At 67.9% G+C, this 21,040-nt stretch carries 19 protein-coding genes; 12 read left to right on the forward strand and 7 right to left on the reverse strand.

Features of this window, described 5'->3' with window-relative positions:
- Positions 1-161 precede the first annotated feature (161 nt).
- Positions 162-371, reverse strand: a complete 210-nt coding sequence (locus ABE488_RS13020; RefSeq protein ID WP_047135804.1) for a cold-shock protein — start codon at positions 369-371, stop codon at positions 162-164.
- Between the two features lie 251 nt (positions 372-622).
- On the opposite strand from ABE488_RS13020, the gene ABE488_RS13025 reads away from it, so the two are divergent.
- The 4 genes from ABE488_RS13025 to ABE488_RS13040 all read left to right on the forward strand — a co-directional run bounded on the left by ABE488_RS13025 (position 623) and on the right by ABE488_RS13040 (position 4,789).
- Positions 623-1,123, forward strand: a complete 501-nt coding sequence (locus ABE488_RS13025) for a DUF456 domain-containing protein (RefSeq protein WP_346448774.1) — start codon at positions 623-625, stop codon at positions 1,121-1,123.
- A 15-nt stretch (positions 1,124-1,138) separates the two neighbouring features.
- Positions 1,139-2,365, forward strand: a complete 1,227-nt coding sequence (locus ABE488_RS13030; protein WP_346448776.1) for a mechanosensitive ion channel domain-containing protein — start codon at positions 1,139-1,141, stop codon at positions 2,363-2,365.
- Positions 2,362-3,510: a phospholipase A gene (locus ABE488_RS13035; RefSeq protein ID WP_346444066.1), complete on the forward strand. Its 1,149-nt coding sequence runs from the start codon at positions 2,362-2,364 to the stop codon at positions 3,508-3,510. The genes ABE488_RS13030 and ABE488_RS13035 overlap by 4 nt, the downstream gene beginning before the upstream one ends.
- Positions 3,511-3,637: 127 nt before the next feature.
- On the forward strand, positions 3,638-4,789 hold the full coding sequence (locus ABE488_RS13040) for a sterol desaturase family protein (RefSeq protein ID WP_346448778.1): 1,152 nt from the start codon (positions 3,638-3,640) through the stop codon (positions 4,787-4,789).
- A gap of 73 nt (positions 4,790-4,862) precedes the next feature.
- Here the strand turns inward: ABE488_RS13040 and ABE488_RS13045 are convergent, their stop codons facing one another.
- On the reverse strand, positions 4,863-6,377 hold the full coding sequence (locus ABE488_RS13045; RefSeq protein ID WP_346448780.1) for a fumarate hydratase: 1,515 nt from the start codon (positions 6,375-6,377) through the stop codon (positions 4,863-4,865).
- Between the two features lie 230 nt (positions 6,378-6,607).
- Between ABE488_RS13045 and ABE488_RS13050 the strand changes: the two genes are divergently transcribed.
- The 6 genes from ABE488_RS13050 (at position 6,608) to ABE488_RS13075 (ending at position 13,468) form a co-directional block, all read left to right on the forward strand.
- A complete protein-coding gene (locus tag ABE488_RS13050) occupies positions 6,608-7,378 on the forward strand; it encodes a YggS family pyridoxal phosphate-dependent enzyme (RefSeq protein ID WP_346448782.1) in 771 nt (256 codons plus the stop codon).
- Positions 7,375-8,235, forward strand: coding sequence for a pyridoxine/pyridoxal/pyridoxamine kinase (gene pdxK, locus ABE488_RS13055; protein ID WP_346444061.1), 861 nt, complete (start codon positions 7,375-7,377; stop codon positions 8,233-8,235). Before ABE488_RS13050 ends, pdxK begins: the two co-directional genes overlap by 4 nt.
- Before the next feature lie 308 nt (positions 8,236-8,543).
- Positions 8,544-8,792, forward strand: a complete 249-nt coding sequence (locus tag ABE488_RS13060) for a hypothetical protein (RefSeq protein WP_346448784.1) — start codon at positions 8,544-8,546, stop codon at positions 8,790-8,792.
- 113 nt (positions 8,793-8,905) lie between these two features.
- Positions 8,906-10,780, forward strand: coding sequence for an ABC transporter ATP-binding protein (locus ABE488_RS13065; RefSeq protein WP_346444058.1), 1,875 nt, complete (start codon positions 8,906-8,908; stop codon positions 10,778-10,780).
- 105 nt (positions 10,781-10,885) lie between these two features.
- A complete protein-coding gene (locus ABE488_RS13070; RefSeq protein WP_346448786.1) occupies positions 10,886-12,562 on the forward strand; it encodes an AarF/UbiB family protein in 1,677 nt (558 codons plus the stop codon).
- A gap of 111 nt (positions 12,563-12,673) precedes the next feature.
- Positions 12,674-13,468: a ferredoxin--NADP reductase gene (locus ABE488_RS13075; RefSeq protein WP_346444055.1), complete on the forward strand. Its 795-nt coding sequence runs from the start codon at positions 12,674-12,676 to the stop codon at positions 13,466-13,468.
- Positions 13,469-13,525: 57 nt separating this feature from the next.
- On the opposite strand, the gene ABE488_RS13080 is transcribed toward ABE488_RS13075, so the two are convergent.
- Positions 13,526-14,032, reverse strand: a complete 507-nt coding sequence (locus ABE488_RS13080; protein WP_346444053.1) for a glutathione peroxidase — start codon at positions 14,030-14,032, stop codon at positions 13,526-13,528.
- A gap of 261 nt (positions 14,033-14,293) precedes the next feature.
- Between ABE488_RS13080 and ABE488_RS13085 the strand changes: the two genes are divergently transcribed.
- Both ABE488_RS13085 and ABE488_RS13090 read left to right on the forward strand, forming a co-directional pair.
- Positions 14,294-16,447, forward strand: coding sequence for a M3 family metallopeptidase (locus ABE488_RS13085; RefSeq protein WP_346448787.1), 2,154 nt, complete (start codon positions 14,294-14,296; stop codon positions 16,445-16,447).
- Between the two features lie 572 nt (positions 16,448-17,019).
- Positions 17,020-17,886, forward strand: coding sequence for an NAD-dependent protein deacetylase (locus tag ABE488_RS13090; protein WP_346448788.1), 867 nt, complete (start codon positions 17,020-17,022; stop codon positions 17,884-17,886).
- On the opposite strand, the gene ABE488_RS13095 is transcribed toward ABE488_RS13090, so the two are convergent.
- The 4 genes from ABE488_RS13095 to ABE488_RS13110 form a co-directional block, all read right to left on the reverse strand.
- Positions 17,869-18,687, reverse strand: coding sequence for a DUF3298 domain-containing protein (locus ABE488_RS13095; protein ID WP_346444048.1), 819 nt, complete (start codon positions 18,685-18,687; stop codon positions 17,869-17,871). The genes ABE488_RS13090 and ABE488_RS13095 overlap by 18 nt on opposite strands.
- Positions 18,688-18,841: 154 nt before the next feature.
- Positions 18,842-19,051 (reverse strand): cold-shock protein, encoded by a 210-nt coding sequence (locus ABE488_RS13100; RefSeq protein WP_047135789.1) that lies wholly within the window; start codon positions 19,049-19,051, stop codon positions 18,842-18,844.
- Between the two features lie 369 nt (positions 19,052-19,420).
- Complete coding sequence (locus ABE488_RS13105; RefSeq protein WP_346448790.1) at positions 19,421-20,317, reverse strand: hypothetical protein; 897 nt, start codon at positions 20,315-20,317, stop codon at positions 19,421-19,423.
- A gap of 96 nt (positions 20,318-20,413) precedes the next feature.
- The gene (locus ABE488_RS13110; protein ID WP_346448792.1) at positions 20,414-21,031 is read right to left on the reverse strand and encodes a rhomboid family intramembrane serine protease; all 618 of its coding nucleotides are present in this window, start codon (positions 21,029-21,031) and stop codon (positions 20,414-20,416) included.
- Between the last annotated feature and the right edge of the window lie 9 nt (positions 21,032-21,040).

Below are 21,040 nucleotides of genomic sequence, written 5' to 3' on the forward strand. Positions count from 1 at the left end.
CAGCCTCTTGATCGTCTTCCGGTCGAACATCCCCTCACCCTTGCGCCCTGGAATCAGGCATCAAGCGTAACGGTGGCTGGCAAAGGACTCCCCGCTAATCTGCGAAGAACCAAAAAAAAACCCGGCCGATGGCCGGGTTTTTCTTGAAGCGTCGCAGCTGGTCAGAGCGGCGTCACGGCGTCGGCCTGCAGGCCCTTCTGGCCCTGGACGACGGTGAAGCTGACCTTCTGGCCTTCCTGCAGGCTCTTGAAGCCCGTGCCCTGGATGGCGCGGAAATGCACGAAAACGTCTTCGCCGCTTTCACGGCTGATGAATCCGAATCCCTTGGCATCGTTGAACCACTTCACGGTACCGGTTTCGCGCTCTGCCATGTTGCTCTCTCTCCCTGAAACTGTTCGATGAATCGAGCGATTACGCCTGTCGGGCGGCTGGTTGCAAGGAGAACACGGGTGCGACGATGCAGCGGACCGGTGGAACGAGCCAGCGACTTGATGCAGGGTCACGATTCACGGTGACCTTGACAAACACAGCGGCTGCAAAGTAACCCGGCATTTATGAAAATGCAATCGTCCGCAAAAGGCCCTTTCCGGGGGTCTCTTACTCCCGATCCAGGGGGCCCGACATGGATCTGAGCCTGGCCCTGTACCTACTTGCCGGGCTGCTGGTTGCCGTCGGCCTGGCCGGCGTTGTATTGCCTGCCCTGCCCGGTTTGTCGCTGGTGTTCGCCGGCCTGCTTGCGGCGGCCTGGGCGGACGATTTTCAGCGGGTGGGCGCGCTGCCGCTCGTCCTGCTCGGGCTGTTGACTGCAGTCTCGTTCGCGGTGGACTTCTGGGCCACCGCGGTCGGTGCCAAACGCGTGGGGGCCAGTCCGCTGGCGCTGCTGGGCACCGTGGTCGGCACCTTCGTCGGTCTGTTCTTCGGCCTGCCGGGCCTATTCGCCGGCCCCTTCGTCGGCGCGGTGGTGGGCGAGCTGATCAGTCGCCGCAATCTCTATCCTGCCGGCCTCGGCCATGCGGCCAAGGTCGGGGTCGGCACGTGGCTGGGCATCGCACTGGGCGTGGCGTTAAAACTCGCATTGGCGGTCTCGATGCTGGCGATTTTCGCACTCGCCTGGTGGTTCTGAGTCCACAATGACACGATGACCGATTCCCTTTACGCCCCCTTCCCGCCGCCCCGCCGTGGGCGATTGCGCAGCCTGTCGGCTCTCGTGTTGCTGGCGCTCGTGGCCAGCCTCCTTGCCGGCCCGAGCCTGGCCGCACCGAGCGCGCCACCCAGTGCAGCCCCGGCCGCTTCGGCAGCACCCGCCCCCGACACGACCGAGGGCGCCCAGGCGGTCGACACCCCGCCGCCGAGCGCGGCGCAGGCGTTCCAAGAGGCCGACGTGCGCGGTCGCTTCGATGCGGTGTACGACGAAACGGTCAGCCGTTTCATGCGCCTGCTCGCCAATCTGCCGCTGCTGCTGGCCGCACTGCTGGTCGTCGCGCTCGCCGCATGGCTAGGCCGGGTGATATCCCAGCGCCTGCACTGGCTGCACCTGCGCACGCGCAACCCCTATCTCGACAGCCTGCTGCGCCGCATGGTGCAGGCCGCGATCCTGCTGATCGGCATCGTGATCGCACTGGACCTGCTCAACGCAACCGCGGTGATCGGCGTGGTGTTCGGCTCGGCGGGTGTGCTGGGCATCGCGATGGGCTTCGCATTCAAGGACATCGCCGAGAACTACATCGCCGGCATCCTGTTGAGCCTGCGCCGGCCGTTCGAACCGGGCGAGACGGTCAAGATCGACAGCTACGAGGGCCGGGTCGCCTCGCTGAGCGCACGCGCGATGGTGCTGGTCACCGCCGAGGGCAACGAGTTGCGCCTACCCAATGCGCTGGTGTTCAAGGCGGTGATCCTCAACTACAGCAGCAATCCGCGCCGGCGCTTCGATTTCACGATGAACATCGACGCCAGCCATTCGATCCGGCAGGCGCAGACGATCGGCCTGACCGAGATCGCTGCGATCGACGACGTCCTGACCGATCCCGGTCCGTCGTGGACACTGGTCGAGTTCGGGGCCTCTGGCAGCGTACTGCGGTTCTTCGGCTGGGTGGACCAGCGCAAGAGCGACCTGGGCAAGACCCGCGGCGAAGCGATCCGTCGCGTCAAGGGCGCCTTCTGGCGCGCGGGCATCCAGGGGCCGCGCACCACCACCCGCGTCGTCCTCACGCGCGACGAGGGCGCGGTCGCCGATCATCACGACATCGAGCCGGCGACCAGCGTCGGCGTCGACACCTCGGTCAACCGCGACATCGACGAGCACGTCGCCGAAGTCGTCAATGCCGACCCCCAGAACCTGCTGATCGCAAAGGACGCCCCGCAATGAAACTCCGCATCGCCCTGCTCCCGGCCGCGCTCGCTGGCCTATCCACGCACGCCGTGGCGCAGACCGTTCCGGCCGCACCGTCCGCGCCCGCCAGCCTGGAGGCCTGCCTGGCACTGGAACAGGACGCGCAACGCCTGGCGTGCTACGACGCCTTCGCCGGCCGCCAAGCGCCGCCGACGCCGCAGGCCGACGTCACCGCCGAGCGCGCGCGCGAACTGCGCCGCGATCCCGCCGCGCTCGCCGAGGCGCTGTCCGCCGAACCGGCCAACCGCAACCTCTATGCGCGCGACACCACCCGCGGACTGGACGATGCGATCGCCAACGCCGGGCAGGGCTCGCTGCTCGACAGTCGCTGGGAACTGGCCAAGGATTCCAAGCTCGGCATCTTCAATCTGCGTGCCTACAAGCCGCTGTACCTGCTGCCGGTGTTCTGGACCTCGGATGTCAACCGTACGCCCAGTTCGCCCAATCCGGCCAACACGGTCACCGACCCGCTCTTGCTCGACAGCACCGAGGCCAAGTTCCAGATCAGCTTCAAGACCAAGGCGGTGGAGAACCTGTTCGGCAACAACGGCGACATCTGGATGGGCTACACCCAGAGCTCGCGCTGGCAGGTCTACAACAGCGAGGCCTCGCGCCCGTTCCGCGAGACCAATTACGAGCCCGAGATCCTGCTGGTCTTCCGCAACAACTATGGCCTGCCGGGTGGCTGGCGCGGGCGCATGACCGGGATCGGCATCAACCACCAGTCCAACGGCCGCGGCGACCCGCTGTCGCGCAGCTGGAACCGGGTGATGTTCAACTTCGGCTTCGATCGGCAGAACTGGGCGCTGACCGCGCGGCCGTGGATCGTGCTGGGCGAAGGCAGCGACAGCGACAACCCCGATATCGCCGACTACATGGGGCGTGGCGACCTGACGCTGACCCACGTGCGCGACGGCCACCAGTTCTCGCTGATGGCCCGGCATTCGCTCCGCGGCGGCGACCGCTCGCACGGGGCCCTGCAGTTCGACTGGGGATTTCCGATCCACCGCAATTTCCGCGGCCATCTGCAGGTGTTCGACGGCTACGGCGAAAGCCTGATCGACTACAACCACAAGGCCACCTACGTCGGCCTGGGCATCTCGTTGATGGACTGGTTCTGACCGACGGCGCGGGCGGCCGGCCCGCGCCACCAGGCACCGCAGGCGCCGATCCGGGGCTTGCGGCGCCACCGCCGCGAGCGGCTATGATCGGCTCGCCCGCGGCGCTGCCGCATAGCAGGACCCGCGCATGGAGGCAGCCGCACCCCCGCCACCGCATGACGCCGCCCCGCTCGCGCGTCCGCGCCGTTCGTTCTTCGCCTACGCCTCGGCGCTGCTGGGGCTGTTGAGCGTCTTTGGCGTCGTCTGCTTCCATTTTCCCGAGTTACTGACCAGCAAGGAGTTCCGCGCGGTCTACGACGAGGGCTTCGCGCGCAACCTGTTGCTGATCGGCCTGGTCGCAGCGTTCGTGCTGGGCACGGTGGCGATCCTGCGCGACCGCAACAAGCGCATCGCCACGATCGGCGTCGCCGGCGCGACGCTGGCGGTGCTGCTGGGCGGTACCAATGTGCAATTCGACGCCATCGGCCACACGCCCTACTCGCTGGGCCTGGACTGGTTCGTGATCTCGCTGTTCTTCTCGGCGCTGGTGTTCGTCCCGCTGGAGCACTACCTGGGCAAGCGTCGTGTCTCGCCGCTGCGCCCGGGCTGGCGCACCGACCTGACGTACTTCTTCATGAGCCATGTGCTGGTGCAGTTCATCCTGATCCTGGTCACGGCCTCGACCTCCACGATCGCCAGCTTCGCCGCGTTCCCGGCGCTGGAGCGGGCGATCCAGTCGTTGCCGGTGTGGGCGCAGTTCCTGATCGCGGTGTTCGTGGCCGACATGGCCCAGGCGCTGCTGCACCGCGCCTACCACAACATTCCCTGGCTCTGGCGCTTCCACGCGGTGCATCACTCCAGCCGCCAGATGGACTGGCTGGCCGGTTCGCGGATCCATTTCGTCGAGATCGTGCTCACGCGCAGCGTCGTGCTGCTGCCCTTGCTGGTACTCGGCTTCTCGACGCCGGCGGTCAATGCCTACGTCATCCTGGTCGGCCTGCAGGCGGTCGTCGCCCACGCCAACATCGGCGTGCGCTTCGGATGGCTGGAATACGTGCTGGTGCTGCCGCGCTATCACCACTGGCACCACGCCCGCCAGCAGGACTACATCGACGTCAACTACGCCATCCACCTGCCGCTGGTCGACATGCTGATGGGCACGTTCAAGCTCCCGCGCGAGCGCGATGCCTGGCCGCAGGAGTACGGCGTGATGAAGCTCGAGACGGTGCCGCGCGGCATCGTCAGCCAGCATCTGATGCCGTTCCGTCGGCGCAAGACCTTCGACGACTACGTCGACTGAGTCCGAAGGCCGCCTGCGCAGACGCGAACGGCGCCCGCAGGCGCCGTCCGATCCCATCTCCAGCGCTCGCCGGTCAGACGACCTCGAGCGGGATGCCGGCGATCTTCGCCTTCCAGGTGCGCGGGCCGGTCTCGTGGACCGATTCGCCGTTCGCATCCACGGCCACGGTCACCGGCATGTCCTTGACCTCGAACTCGTAGATCGCCTCCATGCCCAGGTCCTCGAACGCGACGACGCGGCTGGCCTTGATCGCCTTGGACACCAGATAGGCCGAACCCCCGACCGCCATCAGGTAGACGGCGCGGTTGTCGCGGATCGCCTCGATCGCCGCCGGGCCGCGCTCGGCCTTGCCGACCATGCCCAGCAGGCCGGTCTGCTCGAGCATCTGCCGGGTGAACTTGTCCATGCGCGTGGCGGTGGTCGGTCCGGCCGGGCCGACGACCTCTTCGCGCACCGGGTCGACCGGGCCGACGTAGTAGATGAAGCGGTTGGTGAAGTCCACCGGCAGCGTTTCGCCACGGTTGAGCATGTCGACCATGCGCTTGTGGGCGGCGTCGCGCCCGGTCAGCAGCTTGCCGTTGAGCAGCACCACCTCGCCCGGCCGGAAGCTGGCGACCTCCTCCGGGGTGATCGTATCCAGGTCGACCCGACGCGCATTGCGTGGGTTGTAGGTGAGCTCGGGCCAGTCGGCGAGCGACGGCGGGTCGAGGGTCACAGGCCCGCTGCCGTCGAGGGTGAAGTGCGCGTGCCGGGTCGCCGCGCAGTTGGGGATCATCGCCACCGGCAGGTTCGCCGCATGGGTCGGGTAATCCTTGATCTTGATGTCGAGCACGGTGGTCAGCCCGCCGAGGCCCTGCGCGCCGATGCCCAGCGCGTTGACCTTCTGGTAGAGCTCCACGCGCAGCTCCTCGATCCGGTTCGACGGCCCGCGCGCGATCAGGTCCTGGATGTCGATCGGCTCCATCAACGATTCCTTGGCCAGCAGCATCGCTTTTTCGGCAGTGCCGCCGATGCCGATGCCGAGCATGCCCGGCGGGCACCAGCCCGCGCCCATCGTCGGCACGGTCTTGAGCACCCAGTCGACGATCGAATCGGACGGGTTGAGCATCGCGAACTTCGACTTGGCTTCCGAGCCGCCGCCCTTGGCCGCGACGATCACTTCGACCGTGTTGCCGGGCACGACCTTGACGTTGACCACCGCCGGCGTGTTGTCGCGGGTGTTGCGGCGCGCGCCCGCCGGATCGGCCAGCACGCTGGCGCGCAGCTTGTTGTCGGGATCGTTGTAGGCGCGGCGCACGCCCTCGTTGACCATGTCCTCCACGCCCATCGTGGCGTCGTCCCAGCGCACCTGCATGCCGATCGCAAGGAACACGGTCACGATGCCGGTGTCCTGGCAGATCGGACGGTGGCCCTCGGCGCACATGCGCGAGTTGATCAGGATCTGCGCCATCGCATCCTTCGCCGCGGGCGAGGCCTCGCGTTCGTAGGCATCGGCGAGATTGCGGATGTAATCGACCGGGTGGTAGTAGCTGATGTACTGCAGCGCATCGGCGACCGACTGGATCAGGTCGTCCTGGCGGATCGACACGGGCGCGCCGGAAGGCGCGGCATGCGGGGGGTGGCTTGCGGACACGGCTGGCTCGTGGCTGGCGGAGGGAAACCCGCCCATTCTAGGCCCTCCGCTCCGTCGCGGCAGCCGACCACCCGCGCGCCACGGCGCAGACCCGTGGCGGCGCACGGCGCCGATCCGCGAGGCGTATCCTTGTTCGCTTCCGGCCGCAGTTGCAGGCCGGCACCGACCGTCACGATGCAGGACCGATGACCGACGCCCCGAACGATCCCGCCGCCGCGCTGCGCAGCCGCCTCGATGCAGTGCGCGCGCGCATCAAAGATGCCTGCCATGCCGCCGGACGCGATCCGGCGCAGGTGCGCCTGCTGCCGGTCAGCAAGACCGTCGATGAGACGCGGCTGCGCCTGGCGCACGCGATCGGCCTGCGCGAACTGGGCGAGAACAAGGTGCAGGAGGCGCTGGGCAAGGCCGAGGCGATGGCCGATCTCGACGATCTTCGCTGGGTGTTGATCGGCCACCTGCAGACCAACAAGGCCAAGTACGTCGCGCGCTTCGCCCGTGAGTTCCAGGCCCTCGACAGCCTGCGGGTCGCCGAGGCGCTGGACCGCCAGTTGCAGGCGAAGGGGCGCGCGCTCGACGTGCTGGTCCAGGTCAATACCTCGGCCGAGTCGAGCAAGTTCGGCCTGGCGCCCGACGAGGTCGCGGGCTTCGTGCGGCAGTTGGGCGCATTCTCGTCGCTGCGCGTGCGCGGCCTGATGACGCTCGCATTGTTCTCGCCCGATCCGGCGCTGGTGCGTCCCTGTTTCGTGCGCTTGCGCACGTTGCGCGACCGGCTGCGTCAGGAAGCGCCGTCGGGCGTGGCGATGGACGAGCTGTCGATGGGCATGTCCGGCGATTTCGCACTGGCGATCGCCGAGGGCGCGACCACGGTGCGCGTGGGCACGGCGATCTTCGGCGACCGCGGCCTGCCCGACAGCCATTACTGGCCGGGGCTGGCCTCCGCGGCGCAGCCGCGATGAGCGCCCTGCTCCAATCGCCGGCGGTCGGCACCCGCCTCATCGACGTCGTATCGGTGCAGTCGCAGGTCGTCTACGGCAGCGTCGGCAACAGCATCGCAGTGCCGGTGCTGCAGGCACTCGGGCTGCAGGTGGCACCGGTGCCGACGGTGGTATTCGGCAACACGCCGCACTATCCGACGATGCATGGCGCGCCGCTGCCGCTGGACTGGTTCGAAGGTCTGCTCGAGGACCTCGAAGCGCGCGAGGTGATCACCCGCGCGCGGCATCTGCTGGTCGGGTATCTCGGCTCGCCGGCCCAGGGCCTGGCGCTGGCGGCCTGGCTGGACCGCATGCGCGTGCGCAACCCGGGGCTGCGGATGCAGATCGATCCGGTCATCGGCGACCACGACACCGGCATCTACACCGATCCTGCGCTGGTTCCGATCTGGCGCGATCACTTGCTGCCGCGCGCCCATGGCCTGACTCCGAATCACTTCGAACTCGAACAACTCGCCGGTCGCCCGCTGCACACGCTCGACGACTGCGCGCAGGCCGCGGCCGGTCTGCTCGGCCCGGTCACCGAATGGGTCGTGGTCACCAGCGCCGCGCCCCAGACCTGCCCGCCCGGCGTGGTCCAGGTACTCGCGGTTTCGGCGCAGGGCTGGGAGACGTTCGAACATCCCGCCGTCGCGCATGCGGTCAAGGGCACCGGCGACATGTTCGCCGCGCTGGTCGGCGGCCGGATGATGACCGGGGCCGCGCTCGGCGACGCGGTGCGCCGCGCCTGCGACGACGTGGTCGCGGTGCTGCGCCATGTCCAGGCGCAGGGCTGGCAGGAACTGGCGCTGCCGCGCGAGATCGGACGGCGCCTGGGCTGAGCCCAAGGCGTCGCGCCACGGCCCCAGGCCAATGGGTCGCGGGCGTGCACGGCGCACCGTCGTGCACCGTTTCCCCGGCGCAGCCGTCATGCATATTCGCCTCGATCGTCGTGATCTGCTGCCGTCCGAGCCGATGGAACACATCCAGATGCCACGTCCGCAGCCTCGGGCGGCGAGCGAGACGTGCGCGGCCGGCTTATGAGCGCCAGGACGCGGCGAAGCCGGACGTTGATCGAGATCAGGGCGCCCGGGCGCCGGCCGCCCCAGCATGGCCGCACCGCCCGCCCCACTGCCCAGAGGACACCGCGATGCAGTTCAACATCCACCTCGACCGTCCGCAGATCGATATCGACGCCGTCGAGCGCCTGCTGCAGACCCTCGATCCGGCCGGCCTGGCGGACATCGACATCACCGGCGTGCTGCGCGTCTCGACCACCGCGTCCGGCGACGATCTGGTCACGATCCTCGCCCAGGCCGGCCATCCGATCCGCCCGAGCCAGATCGAGCGCGTGGCCGCGGTGTGCTGCGGGGGCTGCGGCGGCGGCTGCAGCGGCTGACGGCGATGCGGCGTCGCCGCTGGCGGCGCCTTCCGTGTCCGGTGTGAGCGGCCGGCACGCGCAGGATGCGCCGGCATGCCGACGCGTCGACGCCTTTGGCGCGACAATGGGCCATGCCCGCCTCCGCCTCCGCCAAACCGCTCCGCACCGATGGCCGCCCCACATTGCGCGAGCGCTTCGACGCGATGCGCAACCTGCGGCCGTTCCTGCGCATGATCTGGCAGACCAGCCGGCCGCTGACGCTCGCCAGCCTCGGCCTGCGTCTGGTCCGCGCGTTCCTGCCGGTGGCGATGCTCTACGTCGGCAAGCTGATCATCGACGAGGCGATCCGCGTCGTCGGCCTGGACGGCGGCTTCACGACCTTGGCCCAGGCCTGGTCGAGCGGTGCGCTCGACACGCTTGCCGGACTGCTTGCGTTGGAGTTCGCACTGGCGATCGGCTCCGACCTGCTCGGGCGATTGGTCAGCTATGCCGACACGTTGTTGTCGGAGCTGTTTACCAACGCCACCAGCATCCGGCTGATGGAACACGCGGCGACCCTGGACCTCGAAGACTTCGAGGACCCCGAACTGCAGGACAAGCTCGATCGCGCGCGCCGCCAGACCATGGGCCGCATGAACCTGATGGGCCAGCTGTTCGGCCAGGTGCAGGATGCGATCACGGTCGCGAGCTTCGCGATCGGCCTGCTGGTCTACGCGCCCTGGCTGATCGTGCTGCTGGCCGTCGCGCTGGTGCCGGCCTTCATCGGCGAATCGCATTTCAACGCGCTGGGCTACTCGCTCAATTTCCAGTGGACGCCCGAACGTCGCCAGCTCGAGTACGTGCGCCAGAGTGGCGCCAGCGTCGAGACGGCGAAGGAAGTGAAGATCTTCGGCCTGCACCGGTTCCTGATCGACCGCTACCGCACGCTGGCCGACCGGTTCTTCCTCGCCAACCGCGCACTCGCCAGGCGCCGGGCGCTGTGGGGCACCCTGCTGGCCGCGCTCGGTTCGCTGGGCTACTACGTCGCCTACGGCTACATCGCCTGGCGCACGGTGCGCGGCGACTTCAGCATCGGCGACCTGACCTTCCTGGCCGGCAGCTTCCTGCGCCTGCGTCAGCTGCTCGAAGGCCTGCTGGTCGGCTTCTCGCAGGTCGCCGGCCAGGCCTTGTACCTGGACGACCTGTTCTCGTTCTTCGCGATCGAACCGGAGATCGCCTCGCCAAGCGATCCTGTGCCATTCCCGCAGCCGATCCGCCAGGGTTTCACCTTCGAGAACGTGGGCTTTCGCTATCCGGGCAGCGAGCGCTGGGCGGTCCGACATCTGGATTTCACCCTCCACGCAGGCGAGGTGCTGGCGCTGGTGGGCGAGAACGGCGCCGGCAAGACCACGCTGGTCAAGCTGCTGGCGCGGCTCTACGACCCCGACGAGGGGCGGATCCTGCTCGACGGCCGCGACCTGCGTGACTACGACCTCGAGGCGCTGCGCGCCAATACCGGCGTGATCTTCCAGGATTTCGTGCGCTACCACCTGACCGCCGGCGAGAACATCGGCGTGGGGCGCATCGAGGCGATGGACGATCACGCGCGGATCGTCGACGCGGCGCATCGGGCGATGGCCGATGAGATCATCGCCGGCCTGCCCGACGGCTTTGATCAGATCATCGGCCGGCGCTTCCGCAACGGCGTCGACCTGTCGGGCGGCCAGTGGCAGAAGGTCGCAATCGCACGCGCCTACATGCGCGAGGCCCAGGTCATGATCCTCGACGAACCCACCGCCGCGCTCGATGCGCGCAGCGAGTACGAGGTGTTCCGACGCTTCAAGGAGCTGTCGCATCAGCGCACCGCGGTGCTGATCTCGCACCGCTTCTCCAGCGTGCGCATGGCCGACCGCATCCTGGTGCTCGAGCAAGGCCGGATCGAGGCCAGCGGCTCGCACGCCCAGTTGATGGCCGAGGGTGGCCGCTACGCCGAGTTGTTCGAGTTGCAGGCCGCGGGTTACCGCTGACGCGGCAGCAGGTCGGAACGGCGCAGGTTGCGCCCGTTGCGCCGCTGCCGTGAGACGGCGTTGACGCGGCGCTGCGTACGCTGCCCGCATCAACGGAGTTCCGCGATGACCGATACCCGCCAGGCGCTCGCGCGCAACGCGCAGATCCTGCGTTTCCTCATGAAGTACCGCAAGGCCGGCGTGCTGACCGGATTCGACCTGGACGCGGCGACGGTGGAGGTCGACGAGGCCGACACTGCCGGCCGGCCGGAAGCGTTCGTCGATGATCTCGAGGCGCTCGGCCCGACCTTCATCAAGATCGGCCAGGCGCTGTCGACACGTCCGGACATGGTGCCGCCGGCCTATCTCGCCGCGCTGGAACGGATGCAGGACGATGTCGCGCCGGTGCCGTTCCAGGTGATCCACGCCGCGGTCGAGGACGCGCTGGGCGTGCGCATCAACAAGGTCTTCGACAGCTTCGACGAGACGCCACTGGGCAGCGCCTCGCTGGCGCAGGTGCATCGCGCCACGCTACGTGACGGCCGCGCCGTCGCGGTCAAGGTGCAGCGCCCGGGCATCGTGGAGCAGATCCGCGACGACCTCGACACGCTCGCCCGGCTGGCTGGCGGCATCGACCGGGTCACCGATCTCGGCCGGCGCGTGCGCTTCGCCGACTGGGTGCACGAGTTCCGGCGCACGCTGCTGGCCGAGCTCGACTATCGCGTCGAGGCGGAGAACCTCGATCGCTTCGATGCGCATTTCGCCGCCTACCCATCGTTGTTCGTGCCCAAGCCGATCTGGGACCTGACCCGGCCGCGGCTGCTGACGATGGAACTGGTCGAAGGCACCAAGGTCACTGCGATCAGCGGCCTGCAGCGCACCGAGCGCGACATGGCGCCGCTGGCGACCGCGCTGCTGCACGGCTATCTCGACCAGGTGTTCGTCCACGGCGAGATCCACGCCGATCCGCACCCGGGCAACCTGCTCTACACCCGCGACGGTCGACTCGCGCTGCTCGACCTGGGCATGGTGGCGCACGTGCCGCCACGCACCCGCGAGCGCCTGCTCAAGCTGCTGTTCGCCGCGGTCGATGGCCGCGGCGAGCAGGTCGCCGCCGAGGGCATCGCCATGGGCACGCGCCTGGAGGACTTCGACGAGGAGCGCTACTACCGCGATGTCGGCCAGTTGGTCGCGCGCTACGCCGCGCAGTCGGGCGCCACCGGCCAGACCGAGGGCCGCCTGGTGCTCGACCTGGTGCGCCTGGCGACCGCCTGCGGCCTGCGTACCGCGCCGGAGATGAGCTTGCTGGGCAAGACGCTGCTGCACCTCGAATCGGTCGTGCGCACGCTGGCGCCCGACATGGACATGAAGCGCGTCGTCGAGGAGCACCTCAACGACATGATGCGCCAGCGCCTGCGCAAGTCGCTCTCGCCGGCCAATCTCGCCAGCGAGATGATGGACCTGCAGGAACTGGTCCGCGAGGCGCCGCGCAAGGTGTCCAATGTGCTGTCGCTGCTGGCCGAGAACCGCCTGCGCGTGCGCCTGACCGGGCTGGAGGAATCGCATCTGCTCGAAAGCCTGCACAAGATCGCCAATCGCATCGCCGCGGGCGTGGTCACCGCGGCGCTGATCCTGGCCTCGGCGCTGATGATGGACAACCCCGGCGGCCCGCGGCTGTTCGGCTATCCGGCGATCGCGCTGCTGCTGTTCCTGACCGGCGCAGGCCTGGGCATCGCGATCGTGCTCAGTGCCCTGCTCGGCGACCGCCGGGCACGGCCGAACGAGGAAAGCGGGCCGCATTAGTCGAGCTCCGCCTCTTCCAGCCGGCGCGCAGGCTGCGACACCAGGTCGCAGATGAGAACCGGTCTCATCGCTCTGTTAAGATGGGCGGCTCCGCGCCTCGCCTTGCCTTCTATGTCCTCCGCCTTTGGTTCCGAAACGGTGCTCGACGTCCGCCACTGGACGGACGCGTACTTCAGCTTCACCACGACCCGCGACGACGGTTTCCGTTTCGACAACGGCCAGTTCGTGATGATCGGCCTGCAGGTCGAGGGCAAGCCGCTGCTGCGCGCCTACTCGATCGCCAGCGCGAACTGGGAGGAGCAGCTCGAGTTCTTCAGCATCAAGGTCGACAACGGCCCGCTGACCTCGCGTCTGCAGCACATCCAGCCAGGCGACCAGATCCTGGTCGGCCGCAAGCCGACCGGCACGCTGCTGATCCACGACCTGCACCCGGGCCGCAATCTGTACCTGCTGGGCACGGGCACCGGCTTTGCGCCGTGGCTGTCGGTGATCAAGGATCCGGAGACCTACGAGCGCTTCGAGAAGGTGATCGTCACCCACGGCGTGCGCTCGGCCCAGGACCTGGCCTATCGCGACTACATCGTCAACGAGCTGCCGCGGCACGAATTCCTCGGCGAGCAGATTTCGCGCCAGTTGCTGTACTACCCGGCCGTCACCCGGGAGGACTTCATGTTCGACGGCCACAGCCACCGCGGCCGGCTGACCGAGCTGCTCGACAGCGGTCGCATGGCCGCCGACCTCGGCCTGGCCCCGCTCGACCCGGCCTTTGATCGCGCGATGATCTGCGGCAGCCCGCAGATGCTGGCCGATTTCCGCGGCCTGCTCGATGCCCGCGGCTTCGAGGCCGCGCCGCGCATCGGCACGCCGGGGCAATACGTGTTCGAGCGCGCCTTCGTCGAGAAGTAAGGCCGGGCGACTTTCGTCGCGCGCGCCGGCGTGTCATGTCCGCGCAGCCGGCCGCGCTCAGCGCCGCACAGGGCTCGGATCTTCGTCGAGGATCGTCTCGATCCGTCCACGCAACGCGGCTGGCGCCGTCGACGGCGCATAGCGCGCACGGACGCAGCCGTCGCGGCCGACCAGGAACTTGGTGAAGTTCCACTTGATCCGTCGGGTGCCCAGCAAGCCGCGTTTCTGCCCGCCCAGCCAGGCCCACAGCGGATGCGCATTCGGCCCATTGACCTCGACTTTGGCGAACATCGGGAAGTCGACCGCATAGTTGAGCGCGCAGAAGCTGCGGATCGCGTTCGCATCGCCGGGCTCCTGGTGGCCGAACTGATCGCACGGAAACCCGAGCACCACCAGCCCCCGGTCGCGATAGTCCTGCCACAGCGCCTGCAGGCCGGCGTACTGCGGCGTGAATCCGCAGCGCGAGGCGACGTTGACGATCAGCAGCACGCGATCGGCGAAATCCGACAGCGGCTGGTCGACGCCGTCCAGCGTACGGGCGGTGAACTCGTGGATGGTGGTCATGGCAGTGACGGGCGGGAACGTGGCTCGCCAGTCTGCCGCAGATCCTGCATCGATGACGTCGCCCGACTGGCGCGCCCGCCAAACCATCATGCATCGCACGAAAAATATCGTCCATCCCGTTGAATGACTTATACCAACATGGCGCGGACTTCCGGCACGGTCATCGCGACGCCCGATAAGCTAGCCTAGGCGGTCACGTCACCCGGAGAGTCACCCTTGCTCAAGCACCCGCTTGCCGCCGCACTGTGTGCGGCCCTCGCCGTGTCCGCCCTGCCCGTCTTCGCCCAGTCCTCGGGCACCACCGCGGCCGCGCCTGCCGCAAGCGCCCAGCGCCCCGCCGACAATCCGCTGTTCGTGGAAAGCACGCTCGATCTGCGCTATCCGCGCTTCGACCTGATCCAGGACGCGCACTTCGGCCCCGCATTCGACGCCGGCATGGCCGAGAACCTGCGCGAGATCGAGGCGATCGCCAACAATCCCGAGCCGCCGACCTTCGACAACACGATCGTCGCGCTTGAGAAGTCCGGCGAACTGCTGTCGCGCGCACGCCGGATCTTCGGCAACCTCAACGGCACCGACACCAACGACACCCGCAAGCAGATCGACGCCGACTACGCGCCGAAGTTCGCCGCGCACCGCGACGCGATCATGCTCAATCCCAAGCTCTTCGCCCGCGTCGACACGCTCTACAAGAACGTCGGCTCGCTCGGCCTGGACGCCGAGGGTCAGCGTCTGGTCGAGCGCTACCACACCATGTTCGTCCGCGCCGGCGCCAACCTGAGCGATGCGCAGAAGGAGCAGATGCGGCGCATCAACGCCGAGTCGGCCAAACTCTCGACGACCTTCAGCCAGAACGTGCTCAACGAAGTCAACGACTCGGCTGTCGTGGTCGACACCGTGGCCGAACTCGATGGCATGAGCGAGGCGCAGATCGCTGCCGCGGCCGAAGCCGCCAAGTCGCGCGGACTGGACGGCAAGTACGTCATCACCCTGCTCAACACCACCGGCCAGCCGCCGCTGCCGCAGATCAACAACCGGGCGCTGCGCGAGCGCATCCACAAGGCCTCGGTCGCTCGCGGCAGCCGCGGCAACCAGTACGACAACACCGGCGTGATCGCGCAGATCCTCAAGCTACGCGCCGAGCGTGCCAACCTGATGGGCTATCCGAACCAGGCCGCCTTCATCCTCGAAGATTCGACCGCCGGTACCGTCGAAGCCGTCAACGGCATGCTCGGCCAGCTGGCGCCGGCCGCCGTCGCCAACGCCAAGCGCGAAGCCGCCGAACTGCAGGCGATGATCGACCGCGAACAGGCCGCCAAGGGTGAGCCCACGTTCCAGCTCGAGCCGTGGGACTGGGCCTACTACTCGGAGAAGGTCCGGCAGGACAAGTACAGCTTCGACGACGCGCAGCTCAAGCCCTATTTCGAGATGAAGAACGTGCTCGAGAACGGCGTGTTCTTCGCCGCGACCAAGCTCTACGGCATCACGTTCAAGGAACGCACCGACCTGCCCAAGTACCATCCCGATACCTGGACCTACGACGTCTTCAACGAGGACGGCAGCCAGCTGGCGATCTTCATCTACGACCCCTACGCGCGCCCGTCCAAGCGCGGTGGTGCCTGGATGAATTCGTATGTCTCGCAGTCCGAGCTCGACGGCACACTCACGGTCACCGCCAATCACCAGAACATTCCCAAGCCGCAGGCCGGCCAGCCAACGCTGCTGACCTGGGACGAGGTGACCACGATGTTCCACGAGTTCGGCCATGCGCTGCACGGCATGTTCTCGGACGTGAAGTACCCGTTCTTCAGTGGCACCAGCGTGCCGCGCGACTTCGTCGAGTTCCCCTCGCAAGTCAACGAGATGTGGGCCGACTGGCCGGAGGTGCTGGCCAATTACGCCAAGGACTACCGCACCGGCGCGCCGATGCCGGCCGAGCTGCTCGACAAGGTGCAGGCGGCTGCCAAGTTCAACCAGGGCTTTGCGACCACCGAGTACCTGGGTTCGGCGATGCTCGACCAGTATCTGCACCAGTTGCCGGCCGACCAACTGCCCCAGGCGTCGGAAGTCATGGCGACCGAAGCTGCCGCGCTCAAGGCGGCCGGCCTGGACTACCCGCCGGTGCCGCCGCGCTATCGCACGCCGTACTTCAGCCACATCAACGGCGGCTACGCGGCCGGCTACTACGCCTACATCTGGTCGGAAGTGCTGGACGCCAACACCGTGCAGTGGATCGAGCAGAACGGCGGCCTGACCCGCGCCAACGGCGACCGCTTCCGGGGCACCCTGCTCTCGCGCGGCGGCAGCAAGGACGCCAAGCAGCTGTTCCTGGACTTCACCGGCCACGAGCCGCAGATCGAGCCCCTGCTGATCAAGCGCGGCCTGGCGCCCGATCCCAAGGACGCGACGAACTGATCGCGCGCCGTGAAGTTTGACCAGAACGCCCGGCTCTGCGCCGGGCGTTCTTTTTGGTTCTCCACCAAATACCGAAATGGGCGTTCCGCTTCAGATGGGCAGCGGCCTGCCAGCCGGAAGCCGCTCTCCCCTCGGTCAAGGCATCCTGCCTTGACTCGGGCGCGCGCCATCCATGGCGCGCTTGGCGCGGCCACCGGCTGCCAGTCCACTGCGGTGGACGTTGGCAACCCGACTTCGAGGAGACGCAGAGTCACCTCCTACAAGAAGTCGCGCACTTGTCGGCCTCAGGTGCGTCGTGCTGGTCGGGGATTGCGATAGCGGGCCATGGATGGCCCGCGGCGGCGAGTCAGCCAGGGATGGCTGACCGAGCCGGGAGCAGTCCCCGGCCGGCGCGACGCGCGCTCCGGAGCCGATCTCCATGATCGAGTAGCAGAAGCAGGATCTTCATGACTCTGGTGAAGAACCTCGCTTTGGAGGGATGCGCTCGCTCGTGGACCCACGTCACCAGGAAGGCCGCTTCACGGGCGAGCGCGCGTACTACGAAAAGTAGAGGCCCGGAGTAGCATGGCCGCATGTCCGCGATCTGCCTCGACGCCGCCGAAGCCACCGACGCCCCCGAACGCCTGCGCGACTGGCTGGGCGGATTCCGCCGCGTCTTCGTGCTCACCGGCGCCGGCATCAGTACAGGCTCCGGCATTCCCGACTATCGCGATACCGATGGCGCCTGGAAGCGCCCGGCGCCGGTGACCTGGCAAGCGTTCACCGGCGACCCCGCGATCTACCGCCGCTATTGGGCGCGTAGCTTCGTCGGCTGGCCGCGATTCTCCGTCGCACGCCCCAACGTTGCGCATCGCGCGCTGGCGGCACTGGGCGATGCCGGTCCGATCGGAACACTCCTGACCCAGAACGTCGACGGCCTGCACCAGGCCGCAGGCAGCCGCTCGGTGATCGACCTGCACGGCCGGCTCGACCGCGTGGTCTGCCTGAGCTGCGGCAGCGCGATGGCGCGCGATGCCCTGCAACCCAGGCTCGTCGCCGACAACCCCCGCTGGCATCCCGGCGCGGCCGCGATGGCGCCCGATGGCGACGCCGACATCGCCGCCGAGGCCGAAGCCGCGTTCGTGCCGCCGCGGTGCCTGCACTGCGGCGGCTTACTCAAGCCCGATGTGGTGTTCTTCGGTGAGAATGTGCCGAAGGCACGCGTGCAGGCAGCCAGGACCGCACTGGCGGAGAGCGACGCGATGTTCGTCGTCGGCTCCTCACTGATGGTCTATTCGGGCTTCCGTTTCGCCAAGATGGCCCACGAGGCCGGCCTGCCGCTGGCGATCATCAACCGCGGGGTCACGCGCGCCGACCCCCTGGCCACACTGCGGCTCGATGCCGAGATCGGCCACACCTTGGGCACCCTCGCGCAAGACGCCTCAGCCAGCGACGAATAGATCGCGATACGCCGGCGCCAGGTGCGGCAACAGGACCGACGCCGGCACCTCGACGGTCTGCACGCCGTCCGAGTACGGCCCGACCTGGTAGGGCGGAAACACGAAACGCAGCCCGGCCAGCGTGCCGCCCGGACCGGCGATCGGCTCGAACTGCTGGAAGTTGGACACGTCCGGCCGTGCGCCTTCGTCGATCATCCGGCCTGCGGTCTGCATCATCCGGCTGCGCTCGGCCGGTTCGAGTTCGTCGGCATCGATGCGCTGGGACAGCGCCGCATGAAGTTGCTCTCGTACGTAGTCCGAAATCACCTGCCAGTCGGCCGCGCGCGGAACCAATTCTTCGGCGGTGAGCAACCGCTCTTCCCGAACCAGCCAGAAGAAGCGCGCGATGATCGGGCTGTCGTGCGCGCCGCCGGTGTAGCTGCCGCCATCGGCGGCGATGGCCAGCACGCGCGGGGTGTCGAGCAACGTGGTGAAGCTCAGCGACAGATCGTAGGTCACGCCCGGCTGCTGCTCGGTGCCCGGCAACGCCTGCTTGAGTTCGTCGCGGGCCGCCTGCGCGAAACGATGCAGTTCCGCAGCCAACCCAGGGTATTTGTTGGCTTCGGGCGGGTAGCTGATGCCGACGATGTAGCGCGGGTCCATCTCGACCACATCCTCGAGCTTGACCGGCGCTTCGGCCAACGGCTGCACCGCCTCGGCATCGACGCCCGCGGGGCCGGCCGCAGGTTGCGCGGGCACGGGCGCCTCGCGCTGGCAGGCCAGCAGCAACAGCGGCAAAACGCACAGCACCATCCGTCTCATCATCGATCCTCGAGCCGTCCACGCAGCATGGAACTCACGAAACGCTAACGATATCGACGTGGCCTCGTCGTGAACGGCGCCCGCCAGGCCGACGCATACGAAAAAGCCCCGGACGTTACCGTCCGGGGCCGGATCTTGCAGACGCTGCGGGCGATTAGATCGCCTGCACCTCGTCAGCCTGCAGGCCCTTCTGGCCCTGCACGACCTTGAAGGAGACCTTCTGGCCTTCCTGCAGCGACTTGAAGCCGGTGCCCTGGATCGAGCGGAAGTGGACGAACAGGTCCTGGCCGCTTTCCGGGGTGATGAAGCCGAAGCCCTTGGCATCGTTGAACCACTTGACGGTTCCGGTCTGGCGCTCTGACATGGTGTTACTCCTTGAAGCAGTGTGGTCATTGGAACACGACGACCGGCGTTGTTTGGATGGCCGGCTGCCGCGACTGTCTAGCAAGGGGTAACGCGAAAGCGATGGAGCGGATCGTCCCGACCGGAAAGCCCGGCCGTCGTGAGATTGGATCTACCGCATCGGAGCCACGATGTACCGTGATCCCGCCTTGAACAGTCCGCGCACGATACCGCAATTATCGACCGAAATGTGAATAGGGGGACGCGAATGTCGCCGGCCCCGTCGGCGCCATGGCTGCGGCCAACGGTTCACTGCGCTGCGCAGCCGGCGCTGGTCACGCCGGCTGCGGACGCGGGTTGCGGACACCGCCGACCCGACCGGCCCGGTCGGTCAGTCTGTCGCTGACCGGCGATCGCGCTTGCCTTGATTCTTGCGGTCGCGCGTACTGCTGCTGCCGTTGATCGAGGCCTGCCGGCTTTCGGCAGCGTGCAGTTCCAGCGCCTTGGCGCGGGCCTGCGGAGACTGGAAGCCCGGCGCCGCCGCCGCCGCGCCGTCGCCACCGATGTCCTCCCAGTGTTTGGGCGCGCGTGCCTGTGCTTCGTGCTGCTCGAGCAACTGCCGCGTGTTGTCGAGCGCACGCTCGGGGGAAATACGCGATCCACGTCGCGACTTGCGCGCGGGCGCGGCCGGCGTCTCGGCGGACGCCGGCTTGCGCGCCGTGGACGTGGCTGCCTTGCGCGACCGGGCCGCAGCCGGCTTGGTGGTCGTGCCGGCGTTGGTCGATGTCGCGCCGGACGCCGCGCGCCGGGACGAGCCCGACTTCGCCGCGGCCTTGCTCGCCGTCTTTGCGGTCTTGGCAGGCTTGGACCGCGTGCCTGTCGAGCGCGCAGCAGCGGCCGACTTGGCGGCCGGCTTGCGTGCGCCCGACGCGCTGGTCTTCTTCGCAGACTTGCGCGCAGCCGTCGCCGCCGCCTTGGCGGCCTTCGCAGTGTCCTTCTGGCGTGTCTCGAAGCGGCTCAGGATATCGGCGAGCAGTTCGGCCTTCTCGCCCGTGCGCGCATTCGCCTGACCGGTCCGTCCGGCCTTGCTGCCGGTCGACTTGCGCGAGGCCAGACGCTGGCGCTTTTCCAGATCCCGCGCACGATCACGGGCGGTACGCGCGCGGGTCACCAGCTTGGCGAGTTGGGCCTCGCTCAGACCACGCACTGCATTGGCGCGGCTCGCGTCGTACAGCCCCATCTCGGTCTTGTTGAGCAGGCTGGTGGCTTTCGCTCGTGTCACGGCCATGGACATGCACTCCGTTTGATGGATGTGGGCGCAGGGATACCACGCCTCGCATGCAAGACCAGTGAGTGCGGACGCCAACCACGTCCGCATTCGCCGCTAGAAGAACGAGGGCGACATCAAGCGATCGACGAAGCTGCCGAGCACGCGCGGTTCCATCATCACGGTGAACAGCACGCCGTAACCCGCGCCCCACAGGTGTGCACTGTGGTTGATGTTGTCGCCGCCTCGGCGGTCCATCCAGATGCTGTAGCCGACGTAGCACACGCCGAACACGATTGCCGGCATCGGGATGAAGAACACCAACAGCATCGACCATGGGCTGAGCAGGATCGACGCGAACAGTACCGCCGACACCGCGCCCGAGGCGCCCAGGCTGCGGTAGTGCGGGTCGCGCCGGTGACGCAGATAGGTCGGCAGGATCGCGACCAGGATCGCCGACAGGTAGAACATCAGAAAGCCGACCGGACCGATGTACGGCGCGAACGCGCGTTCGATGCCGCCGCCGAAGAAGAACAGCGTGATCATGTTGAAGAGCAGGTGCTGCCAGTCGGCGTGGATGAAGCCGTGGGTCAGCAGGCGGTCGTACTGGCGATAGCGATCGACTGCCGGCGGCCACAGGATCAGCCGGGCGAGCAACTGCGGCTTCTCGAACGCCTGCCATGACACCACGGCGGTGACGACAATCAGCAGCAAAGTGACGGGGGCGAGGTTCATCGGGCGGGT

This window comes from Luteimonas sp. TWI662 (assembly GCF_039673825.1).
Classification (GTDB): Bacteria; Pseudomonadota; Gammaproteobacteria; order Xanthomonadales; family Xanthomonadaceae; genus Luteimonas.

What these genes read in the sequence shown, in the direction of transcription:
- ABE488_RS13025 (WP_346448774.1), top strand. Translation starts at nt 623, where the DNA reads ATGGATCTGAGCCTGGCCCTGTACCTACTTGCCGGGCTGCTGGTTGCC.
- ABE488_RS13080 (WP_346444053.1), bottom strand. Translation starts at nt 14,032, where the DNA reads ATGACCACCATCCACGAGTTCACCGCCCGTACGCTGGACGGCGTCGAC.
- pdxK (WP_346444061.1), top strand. Translation starts at nt 7,375, where the DNA reads ATGAGCGCCCTGCTCCAATCGCCGGCGGTCGGCACCCGCCTCATCGAC.
- ABE488_RS13075 (WP_346444055.1), top strand. Translation starts at nt 12,674, where the DNA reads ATGTCCTCCGCCTTTGGTTCCGAAACGGTGCTCGACGTCCGCCACTGG.
- ABE488_RS13110 (WP_346448792.1), bottom strand. Translation starts at nt 21,031, where the DNA reads ATGAACCTCGCCCCCGTCACTTTGCTGCTGATTGTCGTCACCGCCGTG.
- ABE488_RS13100 (WP_047135789.1), bottom strand. Translation starts at nt 19,051, where the DNA reads ATGTCAGAGCGCCAGACCGGAACCGTCAAGTGGTTCAACGATGCCAAG.
- ABE488_RS13070 (WP_346448786.1), top strand. Translation starts at nt 10,886, where the DNA reads ATGACCGATACCCGCCAGGCGCTCGCGCGCAACGCGCAGATCCTGCGT.
- ABE488_RS13090 (WP_346448788.1), top strand. Translation starts at nt 17,020, where the DNA reads ATGTCCGCGATCTGCCTCGACGCCGCCGAAGCCACCGACGCCCCCGAA.
- ABE488_RS13105 (WP_346448790.1), bottom strand. Translation starts at nt 20,317, where the DNA reads ATGGCCGTGACACGAGCGAAAGCCACCAGCCTGCTCAACAAGACCGAG.
- ABE488_RS13035 (WP_346444066.1), top strand. Translation starts at nt 2,362, where the DNA reads ATGAAACTCCGCATCGCCCTGCTCCCGGCCGCGCTCGCTGGCCTATCC.
- ABE488_RS13095 (WP_346444048.1), bottom strand. Translation starts at nt 18,687, where the DNA reads ATGAGACGGATGGTGCTGTGCGTTTTGCCGCTGTTGCTGCTGGCCTGC.
- ABE488_RS13030 (WP_346448776.1), top strand. Translation starts at nt 1,139, where the DNA reads ATGACCGATTCCCTTTACGCCCCCTTCCCGCCGCCCCGCCGTGGGCGA.
- ABE488_RS13050 (WP_346448782.1), top strand. Translation starts at nt 6,608, where the DNA reads ATGACCGACGCCCCGAACGATCCCGCCGCCGCGCTGCGCAGCCGCCTC.
- ABE488_RS13020 (WP_047135804.1), bottom strand. Translation starts at nt 371, where the DNA reads ATGGCAGAGCGCGAAACCGGTACCGTGAAGTGGTTCAACGATGCCAAG.
- ABE488_RS13040 (WP_346448778.1), top strand. Translation starts at nt 3,638, where the DNA reads ATGGAGGCAGCCGCACCCCCGCCACCGCATGACGCCGCCCCGCTCGCG.
- ABE488_RS13065 (WP_346444058.1), top strand. Translation starts at nt 8,906, where the DNA reads ATGCCCGCCTCCGCCTCCGCCAAACCGCTCCGCACCGATGGCCGCCCC.
- ABE488_RS13060 (WP_346448784.1), top strand. Translation starts at nt 8,544, where the DNA reads ATGCAGTTCAACATCCACCTCGACCGTCCGCAGATCGATATCGACGCC.